Genomic DNA, 17020 nt, shown 5'->3' on the forward strand with positions numbered 1-17020 from the left:
CATGTCATCTTTCAATTATGCCGCGCTGGCGCGATCTGAGAGATGTCCTGTACGAATCCCTGCAAAAAAGAGGAAAGCAATGGACGTCAGCCGCAGACAATTTTTTAAAATCTGCGCGGGCGGTATGGCGGGAACAACAGTAGCTGCTCTGGGTTTTGCACCCAAAATGGCACTGGCTCAGGCGCGAAACTATAAGCTGTTACGCGCCAAAGAGATCCGAAACACCTGCACATACTGTTCCGTAGGTTGCGGGCTATTAATGTATAGCCTGGGAGATGGAGCAAAAAACGCCAAAGAGTCGATTTACCATATTGAAGGGGATCCGGATCATCCGGTGAGCCGTGGGGCATTATGTCCTAAGGGCGCAGGATTACTGGATTACGTGCACAGTGAAAACCGTCTGCGTTACCCGGAATACCGTGCACCAGGTTCCGACAAATGGCAGCGTATCAGCTGGGATGAAGCATTCACCCGTATCGCGAAGCTGATGAAAACTGACCGTGACGCCAACTTTATTGAGAAGAATGAGCAGGGCGTAACGGTAAACCGCTGGCTTTCAACCGGGATGCTGTGTGCATCTGCGGCAAGTAATGAAACCGGTATGCTGACGCAAAAATTTGTGCGCTCACTCGGCATGCTGGCAGTAGACAACCAGGCGCGCGTCTGACACGGACCAACGGTAGCAAGTCTTGCTCCAACATTTGGTCGCGGTGCGATGACCAACCACTGGGTTGATATTAAAAACGCTAACGTCGTGATGGTGATGGGCGGTAACGCCGCTGAAGCACATCCAGTGGGATTCCGCTGGGCGATGGAAGCCAAAAACAACAATGATGCCACGCTGATTGTTGTTGACCCTCGTTTTACACGTACAGCTTCGGTGGCGGATATCTATGCGCCAATTCGTTCCGGCACGGACATTACGTTCCTGTCCGGCGTCTTGCTGTACCTGATTGAAAACAACAAAATTAACGCTGAATACGTTAAGCATTACACCAACGCCAGCCTGCTGGTGCGGGATGACTATGCTTTTGAAGACGGTCTGTTCAGCGGGTATGACGCGAAAAAACGCCAATACGATAAATCGTCCTGGAACTACCAGTTCGATGAAAACGGCTACGCGAAACGCGATGAAACGTTAAGCCATCCTCGCTGTGTCTGGAACCTGCTAAAACAGCACGTTTCCCGCTACACGCCGGATGTGGTGGAAAATATTTGTGGTACGCCGAAAGAAGACTTCCTGAAAGTCTGCGAAGTGCTGGCTTCCACCAGCGCAGCCGATCGCACCACCACGTTCCTGTACGCGCTGGGTTGGACTCAGCATACCGTCGGGGCACAGAACATCCGCACCATGGCGATGATCCAGTTGCTGCTCGGCAACATGGGTATGGCAGGTGGCGGTGTCAACGCCTTGCGCGGCCACTCCAACATTCAAGGGTTAACCGACTTAGGTCTGCTCTCTACCAGCCTGCCAGGCTACCTGACGCTGCCGTCAGAGAAACAGACAGACCTGCAAACCTATCTGGCCGCAAACACGCCAAAAGCGACATTGGCCGATCAGGTTAACTACTGGGGCAACTATCCGAAGTTCTTCGTCAGCCTGATGAAATCTTTCTACGGCAATGCAGCGCAGAAAGAAAATGACTGGGGCTTTGAGTGGCTGCCGAAGTGGGATCAGTCCTACGACGTCATTAAATACTTCAACATGATGGATAGCGGGAAAGTCACCGGCTACATCTGTCAGGGCTTTAACCCTGTTGCGTCCTTCCCGGACAAAAACAAAGTGGTGCAGAGCCTCAGCAAACTGAAGTATCTGGTGGTTATCGATCCGCTGGTGACCGAAACTTCAACGTTCTGGCAGAACCACGGTGAATCAAACGACGTTGATCCGGCGTCGATTCAGACCGAAGTTTTCCGTTTGCCTTCTACCTGCTTTGCGGAAGAAGACGGCTCCATCGCCAACTCCGGCCGCTGGCTGCAGTGGCACTGGAAAGGTCAGGACGCACCGGGTGAAGCCCGCAACGACGGCGAGATCCTTGCCGGTATTTACCACCGCCTGCGCGACATGTATCGCACTGAAGGCGGTAAAGCTGTAGAACCCGTTCTGAAAATGAGCTGGAACTATAAGCAGCCGGACGAACCGCACTCCGAAGAAGTGGCGAAAGAGAACAACGGCTATGCGCTGGAAGATCTCTATGATGCCAACGGCGTGCTGGTTGCGAAGAAAGGTCAGTTGCTCAACAGCTTTGCGCTGCTGCGCGATGATGGTTCTACGTCATCATCCTGCTGGATTTATACCGGCAGCTGGACCGAGCAGGGCAACCAGATGGCCAATCGCGATAACGCCGACCCGTCAGGCCTCGGTAATACGTTGGGCTGGGCCTGGGCATGGCCGCTGAACCGTCGCGTGCTGTATAACCGCGCTTCGGCGGATCCGCAGGGTAAACCGTGGGATCCAAAACGCATGCTTATCCAGTGGAACGGTACGAAGTGGACGGGGAACGATATCCCTGACTTCAATACCGCAGCACCGGGCAGTGGCACCAATCCGTTTATCATGCAGCCGGAAGGGCTGGGGCGTCTGTTTGCTATCGATAAGATGGCGGAAGGTCCGTTCCCGGAACACTACGAGCCGATGGAAACGCCGCTTGGCACTAACCCGCTGCACCCGAATGTGATCTCCAACCCGGCAGCGCGTCTGTACGAAGCGGATAAACTCCGTATGGGCACGAAACAGGACTTCCCGTACGTCGGGACGACCTATCGTCTGACCGAACATTTCCATACCTGGACCAAGCACGCATTATTGAATGCGATTGCCCAGCCGGAGCAGTTTGTGGAAATCAGCGAAACGCTGGCGGCAGCGAAGGGGATCAACAACGGCGATCACGTGAAAGTCAGCAGCAAACGTGGATTTATTCGCGCAGTTGCCGTGGTCACTCGTCGTCTGCGTACCCTGAACGTCAACGGTCAGCAGGTAGAAACGGTTGGGATCCCAATCCACTGGGGCTTTGAAGGAGTCGCGCGTAAAGGCTTTATCGCCAACACCCTGACGCCGAACGTCGGTGATGCAAACTCGCAAACGCCGGAATACAAAGCGTTTTTAGTTAACATCGAGAAGGCGTAAGGGAGGCGAACATATGTCTATGGAAACGCAGGACATCATCAAACGGTCCGCAACAAACTCCATCACGCCGCCGCCTCAGGCTCGTGATTACAAAGCAGAGGTCGCGAAGCTGATCGACGTTTCCACCTGCATAGGCTGTAAAGCCTGTCAGGTGGCATGCTCAGAGTGGAACGATATCCGCGATGAGGTAGGCCACTGCGTCGGGGTTTATGACAACCCTGCCGATCTCAGCGCCAAGTCCTGGACGGTGATGCGATTTACCGAAACCGAACAGAACGGCAAGCTGGAGTGGTTGATTCGTAAAGACGGCTGTATGCACTGTGAAGATCCGGGCTGCCTGAAGGCGTGCCCGTCTGCCGGGGCCATCATCCAGTACGCCAACGGGATTGTCGATTTCCAGTCAGAGCACTGCATTGGCTGCGGCTACTGTATTGCCGGGTGTCCATTTAATATTCCGCGCCTCAATAAAGAGGATAACCGGGTGTATAAATGTACGTTGTGTGTGGACCGCGTCAGCGTCGGGCAGGAACCTGCCTGCGTGAAAACGTGTCCTACCGGGGCAATACATTTCGGCACCAAGCAGGAAATGCTGGAAATGGGTGAACAGCGTGTGGCCAAACTGAAGGCACGCGGTTTTGAACATGCCGGTCTTTACAACCCGGAAGGTGTGGGCGGCACGCACGTCATGTACGTTCTGCATCATGCCAACCAGCCTGAACTGTATCACGGCCTGCCAAAAGACCCGCAGATAGATACCTCTATCAATCTGTGGAAAGGGGCGCTGAAGCCGCTGGCCGCTGCCGGATTTATCGCCACTTTCGCCGGACTGATTTACCACTACATTGGTATTGGTCCGAATAAGGAAGTGGACGACGACGAGGAGGATCATCATGAGTAAATCGAAAATGATTGTGCGCACGAAATTTATCGACCGCGCCTGTCACTGGACGGTGGTGATCTGCTTCTTCCTGGTGGCTCTGTCGGGGATTTCATTTTTCTTCCCGACTCTGCAATGGCTGACGCAAACCTTCGGTACGCCGCAGATGGGCCGCATTTTGCACCCGTTCTTCGGCATACTGATCTTCGTGGCGCTGATGTTCATGTTTGTACGCTTTGTGCACCACAATATCCCGGATAAGAAAGATATTCCGTGGCTGAAAAACATTGTGGAAGTACTGAAAGGCAATGAACACAAAGTGGCGGATGTGGGCAAATACAACGCTGGGCAGAAAATGATGTTCTGGTCGATTATGAGCATGATTTTCGTGCTGCTGATTACCGGTATCATTATCTGGCGTCCGTACTTCGCGCAGTTCTTCCCGATGCAGGTCGTGCGCTATAGCCTGCTGATCCATGCGGCGGCGGGGATTATCCTGATGCACGCCATCCTCATCCATATGTATATGGCATTCTGGGTGAAAGGATCGATTAAAGGTATGGTCGAAGGGAAAGTGAGCCGTCGCTGGGCGAAGAAACATCACCCACGTTGGTATCGCGAAGTTGAAAGACAAGAGGCGAAAAAAGAGAGCGAGGAGGGGGTTAACTAATCCCTGATGTTCCCTCTACGCAATGGCGCTACATCGGTAGCGCCATTTTTTTTTTGCCAAAAAAACGTCATGTTTCTGTCATCTGCTGAACGTAAGGTGTTGTCTTTCCGATAATAGAAGAGTTAAAAGACAATGCATCTGGTGAAAAAATTACTCGCAGTCAGCGTGTTTCTTTGTGCTTCAGCACAGGCGCAGAACATCCTCGAATTTCCTCAGCCGGAGAACAACCCGGAAGAGTTTTATGCCGTAACCGAAATTCCGGCAGGTGGAATGATTAAATATGAAACCGACGCCAAAACCGGTTTTATCGTTGCCGATCGCTTCCAGTCAATGCCGGTTGCCTATCCCGCCAACTACGGTTCACTCACCCAGTCTTTAGCCGGTGACGGTGACCCGCTGGATGTCATTTTTTATACCCGTGCGCCGCTGGCTCCGGGAACGTTGATTAAGCTGCGTGCTATTGGCGTACTGAAGATGATCGACGGCGGTGAAAAGGACGACAAAATTGTCGCCGTTCCGGCCAGTAAAATTGACCCCACTTATGACGACATCAAAGAGTTGAGCGATCTGCCCAAGATTGAAGTTCAACGTCTGGAATCTTTCTTCCGCGTGTACAAAGATCTGCCGGAAGGGCGCAAGAAGGTCGAATTAAACGGTTTCAATGACGCCGCTACGGCAAAGCAAGAGATCAAACAGGCCTGGGATGCCTGGAAAGAGAAAAAACCGCAGCAATAACGCATTGCCGGATGGCTGGCCTACACGCGCATTTTGCTGATGTAGGCCGGATAAGCTTGCGCCATCCGGCAATAAAGATTACTCCAGTTGTGCGTTCAGACGTTCAATCTCCTTGCGCCATTGCGCCTGTAACAACGGTTTTTGATGTTTCGGCTTGCGAGCGAGATCGTCGGCCAGACGCTGCTCAAGATCGAGAAGTTGTTCCAGCAATCTATCGCTGTCACCGCTTATTTCAGTTTTCGCTTCAGTCACCGTTTTGGGAACGGTTATCTCCGCGGACGTTTCCCGAATACGCGCATTGACCGCATCAAGATCGTGCCATTCACTGAGTTCGCCATTGTCGATTAACCAGAACCGGTTGCAGCTTTGGCTGATAAGCTGCCGGTCGTGACTGACCAGCAACACGCCGCCGTTATAGCTTTGTAGCGTTTCTGCCAGCGCCTCTTTGCCTTCCATATCCAGATGGTTGGTCGGTTCATCGAGCATCAGCAGACTGTAGCGCGCAAGCGTCAACCCAACAAACAGTAACCGGGAGCGCTCACCGCCGCTTAACGTGCTGACTCGCTGCGCATGACGAACCCACGGAAATCCCGCGCTAATCAACGCCATCTTGCGAATATCAGGCTGCGGGGCAAACGCTTCCAGCGCGTCAAACAATGAATCGTTATCGGCAAGCTGATGCAGCGTCTGGTCGTAATAACCCAGGGTAACGCGCGGGTGTAACACCAGTGAAGGTGATGCCAGCTGTGACTGAAACTGTTGCCAGATAAGCCTTAACAGCGATGATTTCCCGCAACCGTTACGCCCGACAATCGCCACGCGATCGCCGCTTTTTAACCGGATACCGGCAATGGAAAACAGTGTATCTGAACCGGGAGCAGGGGCTACAGACAGATTGGTCATCTCCAGCAAACGATCTGCACGCAGGGCATCACCCTGCAATGTTAGTGTCCACTGACTTCCTGACGTTAGTTCTGTTTGCACCTCTTTCAGGCGCTGTACCTGTTTTTCCATCTGCTTGGCCTTGCGGGAGAGATCTTCGTTGTCGTAGACCTGCCCCCAGGTTGCCAGCCGTTTGGCGCTGGCAGTCACCCGGTCTATCTCTTTTTGCTCAGCCTTGTGGCGCAGAGCATCACTGACATCTCTTTCTGCCAGAGCCTGACGCGCCGCGCTACAGGGTAGATCAAACGCATGGAGAGTGCGATCGCGCAAGATCCAGGTTCCATGAGTCACCGCGTCCAGCAGTTGCGGGTCGTGGGAGACCACCACAAAACTGCCAGACCAGTTCTGTAAGAACTGCTCAAGCCACAGTAATGTAGGCAAATCCAGGTGGTTACCCGGTTCATCCAGCAGCAGCAGGTCAGGATTACGCATCAGTGCCCGCGCTAATAGCAAGCGCGTGTGCTGGCCACCGCTCAATGTTTGCGCAGTCAGAGATAAATTCTCTGGCGTAAAACCCATTTCGGCAAGCAGTGCTTCAACCCGCCACTGCTGAGCTGCGCGTTCATGCTCGGGAAGTTGAGCGAGAACGGCTTCCTGCAGCGTAAGCGGCAGTATATCGTCAGGTAGATGTTGTTCTACACGCGCGAGATGGCAGTGATTCGCCTGCGCGATTGCCCCACTGGTGGGCGAGATCGTGCCATCGAGCAGTTTTAACAGCGTGCTTTTGCCGCAGCCGTTGTAACCGATAAGCCCGATGCGGTCGCCTTTTTTCAGGGTAAAGGAAAGATCGTCGAATAGCGTGCCGAATGCCGTATCAACGTGTAAGGATTGTGCGGTTAGTAATGTGCTCATTGTTGCTTACTCAAGAGTTACAGGCGTGAAAACGCCTCGTCAAACATCGCTGACGATAACCCGGTAAGCCCGAGAGAAGGGGATTTAGAAGTTAGCTTCGCTCAAGCAGAAGTTATCGCAGCACGATACCGATAACGCTTGAGCACTGGCGATCGCCAAAAGCATGTGAAACGATAAAACGTTCACAGTACAGCATAAGTATCCTCCTTTTATTTTTCAGAATGTTAATCGGTGGTGAAAGTGTAATCGTAAGTTACGCAAAAGCGCAAGTGTTGAACGCCCGGCAGCAGTGTGCCGCCGGGCAAACCGTCAAATAGAGGTACGACGGTAGTCGCGATATTCTGCCTGCCAGAAATTATCGTCAATTGCCTGTTGCAGCGCTTCGGCGGAGGTTTTCACTGCCACACCTTGCTGCTGAGCCATTTTACCGACGGCAAAGGCAATGGCGCGAGAAACGGTCTGAATATCTTTCAGTTCCGGTAGCACCAGACCTTCACCGTTGAGCACCAGCGGTGAATACTGCGCCAGCGTTTCACTCGCCGACATCAGCATTTCATCAGTGATGCGCGACGCGCCAGACGCAATCACACCCAGGCCGATACCCGGGAAGATATAGGCGTTGTTACACTGGGCGATTGGGTAAATTTTATCTTTCCACAGTACCGGTGCGAATGGACTACCGGTCGCAACCAGCGCGTTACCTTCGGTCCAGGCGATAATATCCTGTGGTGTAGCTTCAACACGGGAAGTGGGGTTAGACAACGGCATGACGATCGGACGCGGACAATGCTTGTGCATTTCGCGGATGATCTCTTCGGTAAACAGGCCGGTTTGTCCGGAAACGCCGATCAGGATATCCGGCTTAACGTTGCGGACCACATCGAGCAACGACAGCACATCTTCTTGGGTATCCCAATGCTGGAGATTTTCGCGTTTTTGCACCAGTTTGGTCTGGAAGGAGAGCAGGTTCGGCATTTTGTCTGTTAACAGGCCGAAGCGGTCGACCATGAATACGCGTTGACGTGCCGCTTCTTCGCTTAAACCTTCACGCTGGATCTGCGCAATGATCTGCTCGGCGATCCCGCAACCGGCTGAACCCGCACCGAGGAAGACGATGTTCTGTTCGCTCAACTGGCTACCGGCCGCGCGGCTAGCCGCAATCAGCGTACCGACAGTAACCGCCGCGGTGCCCTGAATATCGTCGTTAAACGAGCAAATTTCATCACGATAACGGGTCAGCAGTGGCATAGCGTTTTTCTGGGCGAAATCTTCAAACTGCAACAGCACGTCCGGCCAGCGATGCTTCACGGCCTGGATGAATTCATCAACGAATTCGTAGTATTCATCATCAGTGATACGCGGATTGCGCCAGCCCATATACAGCGGATCGTTCAGCAGTTGCTGGTTGTTGGTCCCCACGTCCAGTACCACCGGAAGAGTATAGGCCGGGCTAATTCCGCCACATGCGGTATATAGCGACAGTTTACCGATTGGAATACCCATCCCGCCGATCCCCTGATCGCCAAGACCTAAAATACGTTCGCCATCGGTGACAACGATGACCTTGATATTGTGGTTAGGGACGTTTTGCAGGATATCGTCCATATTGTGGCGGTTCTGATAAGAGATAAACACGCCGCGCGCACGACGATAAATCTCAGAGAAACGCTCACAGGCCGCGCCGACCGTTGGGGTATAGATAACTGGCATCATCTCATCCAGGTGATTATGCACCAGTCGGTAAAACAGGGTTTCGTTGGTGTCCTGGATGTTGCGCAGGTAAATATGTTTGTCGATTTCGGTTTTGAATCCCTGATATTGGATCCAGGCGCGTTCAGCCTGTTCCTCAATCGTCTCGACCACTTCCGGCAGTAACCCCAGCAGGTTGAAGTTACGGCGTTCTTCCACACTGAAGGCGCTCCCTTTATTCAGTAAAGGGAATTCCAGCAGTACCGGGCCAGCGTAGGGGATGTAAAGGGAACGCAGTTTTTTGGTTTCGTTTTCCATGTCACTCACTCTTTTTTGAATAACCGTCCCTGGCGCTCTTTATGATCGTATGTGGCCTGTCCGCCAGGGAAACGGGCGAAGTATAAAGCATTGTGAATGGGTTAAGGGGTTTTATAAGCAAAAACACCACTGCGGTTGCAATGGTGTTTATCTCGTTACTCAGTCAGACGTGCGAAAGGCTACTTGCCGTCAGTGCGGCGCTTTCTTCCAGTAGGATTATTGACCACGTTGGTTTTGTCACCTTCGGTCACGATTTTACGTTGATTTGAGATTTTGTGGTCCAGTCCGAGAATATGACGGGCCTGACGGTTCGATTTCATTCTAACTCCTTAATCCTGTTACTGGTTTCAAGGGCGAGCCCGTATGAGAACGGACGAAATACAACCTGATATAAAGCCGATGTTCAACATAACGGCTTTCTGGATGGTCGGTCATTTTATCTGAAAGGTCAATGCTTAAGCGGCAAATGAGAACTATCCCGTATGTAACATGCTTTTTCTCAGCCGTCCTATACTAGTAACTCCGACGACAATACAGGAGAGCGGTAATGACTATCCATAAGAAAGGTCAGGCACACTGGGAAGGCGACATTAAGCGCGGCAAAGGCACTGTGTCGACCGAAAGTGGCGTGTTGAATCAGCAACCGTATGGGTTTAATACACGATTTGAAGGTGTGAAAGGCACCAATCCTGAAGAATTGATTGGCGCGGCCCATGCAGCCTGCTTCTCGATGGCACTTTCGCTGATGCTGGGCGAAGCAGGGTTTACACCAGATGCCATTGATACCACTGCCGATGTTTCTCTGGATAAAGTAGATGCCGGGTTTGCGATCACTAAAGTCGCGTTGCATAGCCAGGTGAGCGTGCCGGGGATAGACGCCGCCACGTTTGACGGCATCATCCAGAAAGCAAAAGCCGGATGCCCGGTATCGCAGGTACTGAACGCGGAAATTACGCTGGATTATCAGCTGAAGTCTTAATCGTGGCGTGCCGGATGCGACTGCGTTTTATCCGGCCTACGATTGTGCCGGATGTAAGTCAGTCTTATCCGGCACCTGATGATGTTATTGCGCTACCCAACCGCCATCCATATTCCACGCCACGCCGCGCACCTGCGCCGCACCGTCTGAACACAGAAATAGTGCCAGCTCACCTAACTGTTCCGGCGTGACGAATTCGCGCGACGGCTGCTTTTCCGCCAGCAGGGCGTCACGCGCAGCCTCAGGCTCTGCGCCTTCGGCAATACGCTTATCGATCTGCTGCTGAACCAACGGCGTGAGCACCCAACCGGGACACAGCGCATTGCAGGTGACACCCGTCTGCGCGGTTTCCAGTGCGATGGTCTTGGTGAATCCCACCACGCCGTGCTTCGCCGCTACGTAGGCAGATTTCTCTTTTGAGGCCACCAGGCCGTGAACAGAAGCGATATTAATGATGCGCCCCCAGTTTCGCGCGCGCATACCAGGAAGCGCCAGACGCGTGGTGTGAAAAACGGAAGAGAGATTAATAGCGATAATTGCGTTCCATTTATCAACCGGGAAGGTTTCCACCGGGGATACATGCTGGATCCCCGCATTGTTGACCAGAATATCAACACCGCCGAATTCGCTCTCGGCATAGCGCATCATGTCGGCAATTTGCGCTTCATCGCTCAGATCCGCTCCATGATAACCTGGCGTTTTGCCATATTGCGCAACAGCGTCTTTGGCGGTATCCACATCACCAAACCCGTTGAGGATCAGGGTGGCGCCCGATTGCGCCAGCACCTGTGCGATACCTAATCCGATACCGCTGGTCGAGCCGGTAACCAGGGCGGTTTTTCCCGTTAAGTTCATGATGATTCTCCTTAAACAATTCCGGTGGTGTAGAAGACGCCGATGACAAACAGTACGGCCAGACTTTTAATGACGGTAATAGCAAAAATTCCGCCATACGCCTGACGGTGGCTGAGACCGGTGATAGCTAATAAGGTAATGACTGCGCCGTTATGCGGCAGGGTGTCCATACCGCCGCTGGCCATAGACGCCACGCGGTGAAAGACTTCAAGTGGGATATTGGCAGCGTGAGCGGCCGCGATAAAGGTGTCAGACATGGCGGCAAGGGCAATACTCATCCCGCCAGACGCCGAACCGGTGATCCCGGCGAGCGTAGTGATACTGATAGCTTCATTGAGCAGCGGGTCAGGAATAGCCGCCAGTGCTTTTGACAGTACAAGGAAACCTGGCAGGGCGGCGATCACTGCGCCAAAACCGTACTCTGACGCGGTGTTCATCGCCGCGAGGATCGCGCCGCCAACCGCCGTTCTGCTGCCTTCCGCCAGGCGACCTTTAATGTTGCGATAGCCGAAGAGCACCACCAACAGGATCCCAGAAATCAGCGCCGCTTCCACTGCCCAGATAGCAGTGATTTTACCGACTTCGGTGGTAATCGGTTTGGCGAGACCTGGAAGCTCCAGTTGATGCGTGGCGCCATACCATTGCGGGATCCAGCGGGTAAACAGCAGGTTAAATACCCCAACCAGGATCAGCGGAGAGATCGCGATGATCGGGTTCGGCAGATTAATGTTATCCGGCGTTTCCGGCTCGTTTAACAGTTCAGTCCCATAGCCTTCATTCTTTGCCTGCGCTTTACGACGCTGACGTTCGAGATAAACCAGACCAACAACGATGATAAACACGGAACCTATCAGACCCAGCCACGGCGCGGCCCAGGCGTTGGTACCGAAGAAACTGGTCGGAATAATGTTCTGGATCTGCGGTGTGCCTGGCAGGGCATCCATGGTGAAGGAGAACGCGCCCAGCGCAACGGTTGCCGGGATCAGCCGCTTCGGGATATTGCTCTGACGGAACAGTTCGGCCGCGAACGGATACACCGCAAACGCCACGACGAACAGCGATACGCCGCCGTAGGTCAACAGCGCACATACCAGCACAATAACCGGAATGGCATGGCGACGGCCGAGAATGTTGATAGCGGCGGCAACAATGGAACGTGAAAACCCAGATAACTCGATTAACTTGCCAAACACTGCCCCCAGCAAGAACACCGGGAAGTAAAGCTTCACAAAACCGACCATTTTTTCCATAAACAGGCCGGTGAAAGCAGGGCCGACGGCGCTGGGTTCAGTGAGTAATACAGCACCTAATGCCGCGATGGGGGCAAACAGGATAACGCTGTATCCGCGATAGGCTGCCAGCATCAGCAGGCCCAGCGCTGCCAGGGCGATTAATACACTCATCATGACTCCTTATTATTATATTGGGGTACAGAAAGAGACGTTATGGTTTCAGGGCAAAACGCAGCTGATGCTCCCTGCGTTGCTGGATGTATTCCTTGCGCGAATCATCCCAGTGATAAAAACCCTGACCACTGCGTACACCGGTATTACCGTTGGCGACCTTGCCAGCGACCAGCGTCATCATGTCGCTGCCGGTTGCCAGTTCCGGGAGCAGATGCCGACAAATGTCCTGCACCGTAGAAAGTCCGGTCATATCAGCAGCCTCCAGCGGACCGACCATTGCATAGCGACGTCCGAGCGAGGCGCGCATCACCTGATCAACCACTTCTGCGCTGGCGATGCCGCTTTTAACGATATGTAGCGCTTCACGCAGCAGAGCAAACTGCAGTCGATTGCCAACAAACCCTGGAGCGGCGCGGTCGAGCACCACGGCCTCAAGTTGCATCGCGATCAGTTGTTGTTGCAATTCATGGAGATACTCTGGCTTCGTTGCGGTGCCAGGTACAATTTCGACCAGCGGAATAAAATGTGGCGGGTGCCAGAAATGGGCGATCAGCAACCGTTCAGGATGGGCGAGTTTTTCTGCCAGCGCATCCGGCGGCAGGCCGCTGGTATTACTGGCAATAACGGCCTCCGGCGCGATCAGCTCTTCCAGTTGCGCATACAGTGCGTGTTTGAGTTCGAGCCGCTCCGGGATCGCTTCAATCAGTAACCGGCATGCGGCAATATCCTGTAGTGAGGTTGTGCCGTGCAGGCGAGCCACGACCGACGTTTTTTCACCAATTGCAAATTGATCAGTGACAATCAGCTCATCCAGGATACCGCCAGCAACTCCGCTTATTTCTGCAATTCGGCTGCTATCGGTATCGTATAACCAGACATCGTAACCAAAACGGGCGAAGTGGGTAGCAATGCCGACACCCATTAACCCCGCACCCAGAATGCAGATAGGCTTACTTTGCATGAGCTACCCCCTGCGGACGTTCTACCGCCAGCGCCACACCTTGACCGCCACCTACGCACAGCGTAGCCAATCCTTTGGCTGCGTTGCTACGCGCCATTTCATGCAGCAGAGTCACCAGAATTCGGCAACCTGATGTGCCAATCGGGTGCCCCAGCGCAATCGCACCGCCGTTCACGTTTACTCGGTTGCTGTCCCAGTTCAGGGATTCACCAACCGCCAGCGCTTGCGCGGCAAAGGCTTCGTTGGCTTCGATAAGATCCACGTCATTTAGCGTCCAGCCAGCACGCTTCAGGCACTGGAGTGACGCTTCTACCGGCCCAATCCCCATAATGGCGGGATCGACGCCAGAAATCGCGTAGCCTGCCACCCGGGCAAGCACCGGCAAATTGAGTTCTGCGGCTTTGGCGGCGCTCATCAACATCACCGCGGCGGCACCATCATTGATGGATGATGCATTTCCGGCGGTCACCGTGCCGTTACCCGGACGAAACGCCGGTTTAAGTTGCGCCAGCTTTTCGGCCTGAGTATCCGGACGAGGTTGTTCGTCACGATCCACCACACGTGGCGGCTTTTTGCCCCGCGGGACGTTAACCGGCGTGATTTCCGCGTTAAAACGACCCGCTTCAATGGCGGCGGCGGCTTTTTGCTGGGAGTGCAGGGCAAAAGCATCCTGCTGCTCACGACTGATTACGAACTTATCCGCCAGATTTTCGGCAGTAATACCCATGTGATAGTCGTTGAACGCATCCCACAGGCCGTCCTGCACCACGCTGTCTTTCATACTGGCATGACCCAACCGCAAACCGGCCCGCGCGCCGTCGAGAAAATAGGGCGCATTGCTCATGCTCTCCTGGCCTCCGGCGATCACGATTTGCGCATCGCCACAGCGAATCGCCTGTACAGCCTGATGCACCGCCTTCAAACCTGAGCCACACAGCAGGTTGATGGTTAACGCGGGCGTGGTGACCGGCAGTCCTGCCCGTAACGCCGTTTGTCTGGCTGGATTCTGGCCGCAGCCCGCAGTCAAAACCTGACCTAAGATCACCTCATCGATTTGCTCAGGTGCCACAGCCGTTTTTTCCAGCAGCGAACGGACTACCGCCGTGCCTAACTCCACGGCGGAAAGTGGTGCCAGCACGCCATGAAAACTGCCAATCGGGGTGCGCGTTGCCGCGACAATGACAACATCCTGCATGGTCAGCTCCTCAGCTAAAGTGCATTTCGGGGACAGTTTCGGGAACGATCAGCTTGCCGGCGGTTCTGGCGACAATTTCATCCACGCTGATGCCCGGTGCACGCTCACGCAGAATGAACGCACCGTCGGCAATTTCCAGCAGAGCCAGGTCGGTAAGCACACGTTTGATGCAGGCCACGCCGGTCAGCGGCAAGGTGCAGGCGGGAAGCAGTTTGGACTCACCGTTTTTGGAAGCATGGGTCATTACCACAATGATATTGTCAGCTCCGGCAACCAGGTCCATCGCGCCGCCCATGCCTTTCACCATTTTTCCGGGGATCATCCATGAGGCGATATTGCCGTTAACATCGACTTCAAACGCACCGAGCACCGTCAGATCAACGTGGCCGCCGCGGATCATGGCGAAGGATTGCGCCGAGTCGAAAATCGCCGCGCCTTTGCGCGCCGTCACTGTCTGTTTCCCGGCGTTGATCATGTCGGCATCAATTTCGTCTTCTGTGGGAAACGGGCCCATACCCAGCAAACCGTTTTCTGATTGCAGCATCACGTCCATGCCATCAGGGATGTAATTTGCCACCAGCGTGGGAATGCCGATCCCAAGGTTGACGTAATATCCGTCGCGCAGCTCGCGGGCGACGCGCATCGCCATTTGTTCACGCGTTAACATGGTCAGGCTCCTTTCTGGCGCAGGGTGCGTTGTTCAATACGTTTTTCAAACTGCCCCTGAATGATGCGGTTAACGAAAATTCCGGGAGTGTGAATCGCAGCAGGGTCCAGTTCTCCGGGAGGGACAATCTCTTCGACTTCCACGACGGTAATGCGCCCGGCGGCGGCCATCAGCGGATTAAAATTCTGTGCGGTGTGGCGATAGATGATGTTGCCGTACCAGTCGGCTTTCCAGCCTTTAACCAACGCAAAATCACCGGTTATCGCCTGCTCAAGGATGTAAGGGCGTCCGGCAAACTCGCGAACCTCTTTCCCTTCCGCCACGGGGGTTCCATATCCGGTCGCGGTAAAAAATGCCGGGATCCCCGCGCCGCCCGCGCGCAACTGCTCTGCCAGCGTACCCTGTGGCGTCAGGATGGCTTCCAGTTCGCCGCTAAGCACCTGTTTCTCAAACAGGGCGTTTTCCCCCACATAGGACGCGACCACTTTGCGCACCTGACGCGTTTCCAGCAGCACGCCAAGGCCAAAGCCATCCACGCCGCAGTTGTTTGATACAACGGTAAGTCCCTGAACCTCCCGACGGCGTACTTCGGTAATCAGGTTTTCAGGGATCCCACATAGACCAAAACCACCTGCCAGCAGCGTCATGTTGTCGGTCAGTCCTTCCAGCGCCTCTTGATAAGTGGCAACACGTTTATCCAGTCCAGCCATACACTTGCCTCCCCAGTTGTCCTTGCCGACATCATTGGGGGTGAAAAATGATTTGTTAATTTTAAATTTGTGACTCACTCATTGGGTTTTTTTATCAATTTAATGTTAATTAAAGGTATTCAACAAGTTAAAGGAATGCGAAATGGGAATGAGCATCAAACAGTTACGCGCGTTTTTAGCGGTAGCTCACACTCTGAATTTTGCTCATGCCAGCGAAAGACTGAATATGTCGCAACCCGCGTTAAGCCTAGCGATTAAAGGACTGGAAGATTCGCTGGGCGGGGCGTTACTGTTAAGAACAACTCGCAAAGTGACCCTGACGCAGGAGGGAGAAACGCTGCTGAATATGGGGCGACAGCTGCTGGCGGACTGGGAGAATACGGAAGAAGCCATGCGCCAGCGCTTTACGCTGCAGCGCGGTAAAATATCGATCGCCGCCATGCCCTCATTTGCCGCTAACGTCCTGCCATCGGTACTGAAAACATTTCGTGATTCTTATTCCGGTATCAACGTAACGGTTCACGATGTAATTAATGAACACGTGATTGAAATGGTCAGTGAAGGGCGGGTCGAGATGGGCATAGCCTTCGAGCCGGACTATTCGGGACATCTGCATTTCACGCCGCTCGGCGTGGATCGTTTTATCGCGATTGTGCCGCCAACCTGTCGACTGGCGGACAGGGATCGTATTGCGTGGCGCGAACTGCTGACGCTGGATTTTATCACCCTGCAACGCCCGTCCGCCGTGCGGCTGATGCTGGAAGAACAACTGGTGCAAAGCGGACATACGCTGGAAGTAGCGCTGGAGAGCCACCAGTTGGTGACCGTTGGCCGTCTGGTGGCTAACGGTCTGGGCGGTAGCGCCGTACCTGCACTATGCCGCACGCAAATGACAGAGTTAGGCGCAACCTGTATCGATCTGGATACGCCGGTGATTCAGCGTCGGATCGGGGTTTTGCGTTCGGCGCATCATAAATTATCTACCGCTTCCGAAGTGCTGGTGGACTCACTGAAAAAGGCGTATCGCACCTGACTTT

At 53.8% G+C, this 17020-nt stretch carries 14 protein-coding genes and 1 pseudogene; 6 read left to right on the forward strand and 9 right to left on the reverse strand.

Going from position 1 to position 17020, the window contains the following annotated elements:
• The first annotated feature begins 79 nt into the window (after window positions 1-79).
• The 4 genes and pseudogenes from fdnG to OGY17_RS11630 form a co-directional block, all read left to right on the forward strand.
• Window positions 80-3127 (forward strand): formate dehydrogenase-N subunit alpha, encoded by a 3048-nt coding sequence (fdnG, locus tag OGY17_RS11615; protein WP_095533095.1) that lies wholly within the window; start codon window positions 80-82, stop codon window positions 3125-3127.
• A gap of 13 nt (window positions 3128-3140) precedes the next feature.
• The gene (gene fdnH, locus OGY17_RS11620; RefSeq protein ID WP_003833024.1) at window positions 3141-4025 is read left to right on the forward strand and encodes a formate dehydrogenase N subunit beta; all 885 of its coding nucleotides are present in this window, start codon (window positions 3141-3143) and stop codon (window positions 4023-4025) included.
• Window positions 4018-4674, forward strand: coding sequence for a formate dehydrogenase-N subunit gamma (fdnI, locus tag OGY17_RS11625; protein ID WP_003020054.1), 657 nt, complete (start codon window positions 4018-4020; stop codon window positions 4672-4674). Before fdnH ends, fdnI begins: the two co-directional genes overlap by 8 nt.
• 132 nt (window positions 4675-4806) lie before the next feature.
• Window positions 4807-5407, forward strand: a pseudogene (locus OGY17_RS11630) (inorganic diphosphatase); the annotation flags it as partial.
• An 80-nt stretch (window positions 5408-5487) separates the two neighbouring features.
• Here the strand turns inward: OGY17_RS11630 and OGY17_RS11635 are convergent.
• The 3 genes from OGY17_RS11635 to sra form a co-directional block, all read right to left on the reverse strand.
• Entirely contained in the window at window positions 5488-7203 is a 1716-nt protein-coding gene (locus OGY17_RS11635) for an ABC-F family ATP-binding cassette domain-containing protein (protein WP_286607261.1), read from the reverse strand.
• Window positions 7204-7512: 309 nt separating this feature from the next.
• Window positions 7513-9210, reverse strand: a complete 1698-nt coding sequence (maeA, locus tag OGY17_RS11640) for a malate dehydrogenase (RefSeq protein WP_003833011.1) — start codon at window positions 9208-9210, stop codon at window positions 7513-7515.
• 179 nt (window positions 9211-9389) lie between these two features.
• Window positions 9390-9530, reverse strand: coding sequence for a stationary-phase-induced ribosome-associated protein (gene sra / locus OGY17_RS11645; RefSeq protein WP_003833009.1), 141 nt, complete (start codon window positions 9528-9530; stop codon window positions 9390-9392).
• Window positions 9531-9757: 227 nt separating this feature from the next.
• Between sra and OGY17_RS11650 the strand changes: the two genes are divergently transcribed.
• Window positions 9758-10189, forward strand: a complete 432-nt coding sequence (locus tag OGY17_RS11650) for an OsmC family protein (RefSeq protein WP_005126807.1) — start codon at window positions 9758-9760, stop codon at window positions 10187-10189.
• 84 nt (window positions 10190-10273) lie between these two features.
• On the opposite strand, the gene OGY17_RS11655 is transcribed toward OGY17_RS11650, so the two are convergent.
• From OGY17_RS11655 to OGY17_RS11680, 6 genes are read right to left on the reverse strand one after another with little or no spacing between them, the layout of a single operon-like run.
• Window positions 10274-11044, reverse strand: a complete 771-nt coding sequence (locus OGY17_RS11655; RefSeq protein ID WP_008784792.1) for a 3-hydroxybutyrate dehydrogenase — start codon at window positions 11042-11044, stop codon at window positions 10274-10276.
• Window positions 11045-11055: 11 nt separating this feature from the next.
• The gene (locus OGY17_RS11660; protein ID WP_196776256.1) at window positions 11056-12450 is read right to left on the reverse strand and encodes a GntP family permease; all 1395 of its coding nucleotides are present in this window, start codon (window positions 12448-12450) and stop codon (window positions 11056-11058) included.
• Window positions 12451-12487: 37 nt separating this feature from the next.
• Window positions 12488-13411, reverse strand: coding sequence for a 3-hydroxyacyl-CoA dehydrogenase family protein (locus tag OGY17_RS11665; protein WP_191214658.1), 924 nt, complete (start codon window positions 13409-13411; stop codon window positions 12488-12490).
• Window positions 13401-14606 carry an acetyl-CoA C-acetyltransferase gene (locus OGY17_RS11670; RefSeq protein WP_286607265.1) on the reverse strand — a complete coding sequence of 402 codons (1206 nt, stop codon included), beginning with the start codon at window positions 14604-14606 and terminating at the stop codon, window positions 13401-13403. The genes OGY17_RS11665 and OGY17_RS11670 overlap by 11 nt, the downstream gene beginning before the upstream one ends.
• Before the next feature lie 10 nt (window positions 14607-14616).
• Window positions 14617-15273: a CoA transferase subunit B gene (locus OGY17_RS11675; RefSeq protein ID WP_191214660.1), complete on the reverse strand. Its 657-nt coding sequence runs from the start codon at window positions 15271-15273 to the stop codon at window positions 14617-14619.
• A gap of 2 nt (window positions 15274-15275) precedes the next feature.
• Window positions 15276-15983, reverse strand: coding sequence for a CoA transferase subunit A (locus OGY17_RS11680; RefSeq protein ID WP_008784788.1), 708 nt, complete (start codon window positions 15981-15983; stop codon window positions 15276-15278).
• 142 nt (window positions 15984-16125) lie between these two features.
• Between OGY17_RS11680 and OGY17_RS11685 the strand changes: the two genes are divergently transcribed.
• The gene (locus tag OGY17_RS11685; protein WP_003020016.1) at window positions 16126-17016 is read left to right on the forward strand and encodes a LysR family transcriptional regulator; all 891 of its coding nucleotides are present in this window, start codon (window positions 16126-16128) and stop codon (window positions 17014-17016) included.
• The last annotated feature ends 4 nt before the right edge of the window (window positions 17017-17020 follow it).

The organism is Citrobacter sp. Cpo126 (genome assembly GCF_030332445.1).
In the GTDB taxonomy this organism is placed as follows: domain Bacteria; phylum Pseudomonadota; class Gammaproteobacteria; order Enterobacterales; family Enterobacteriaceae; genus Citrobacter; species Citrobacter portucalensis.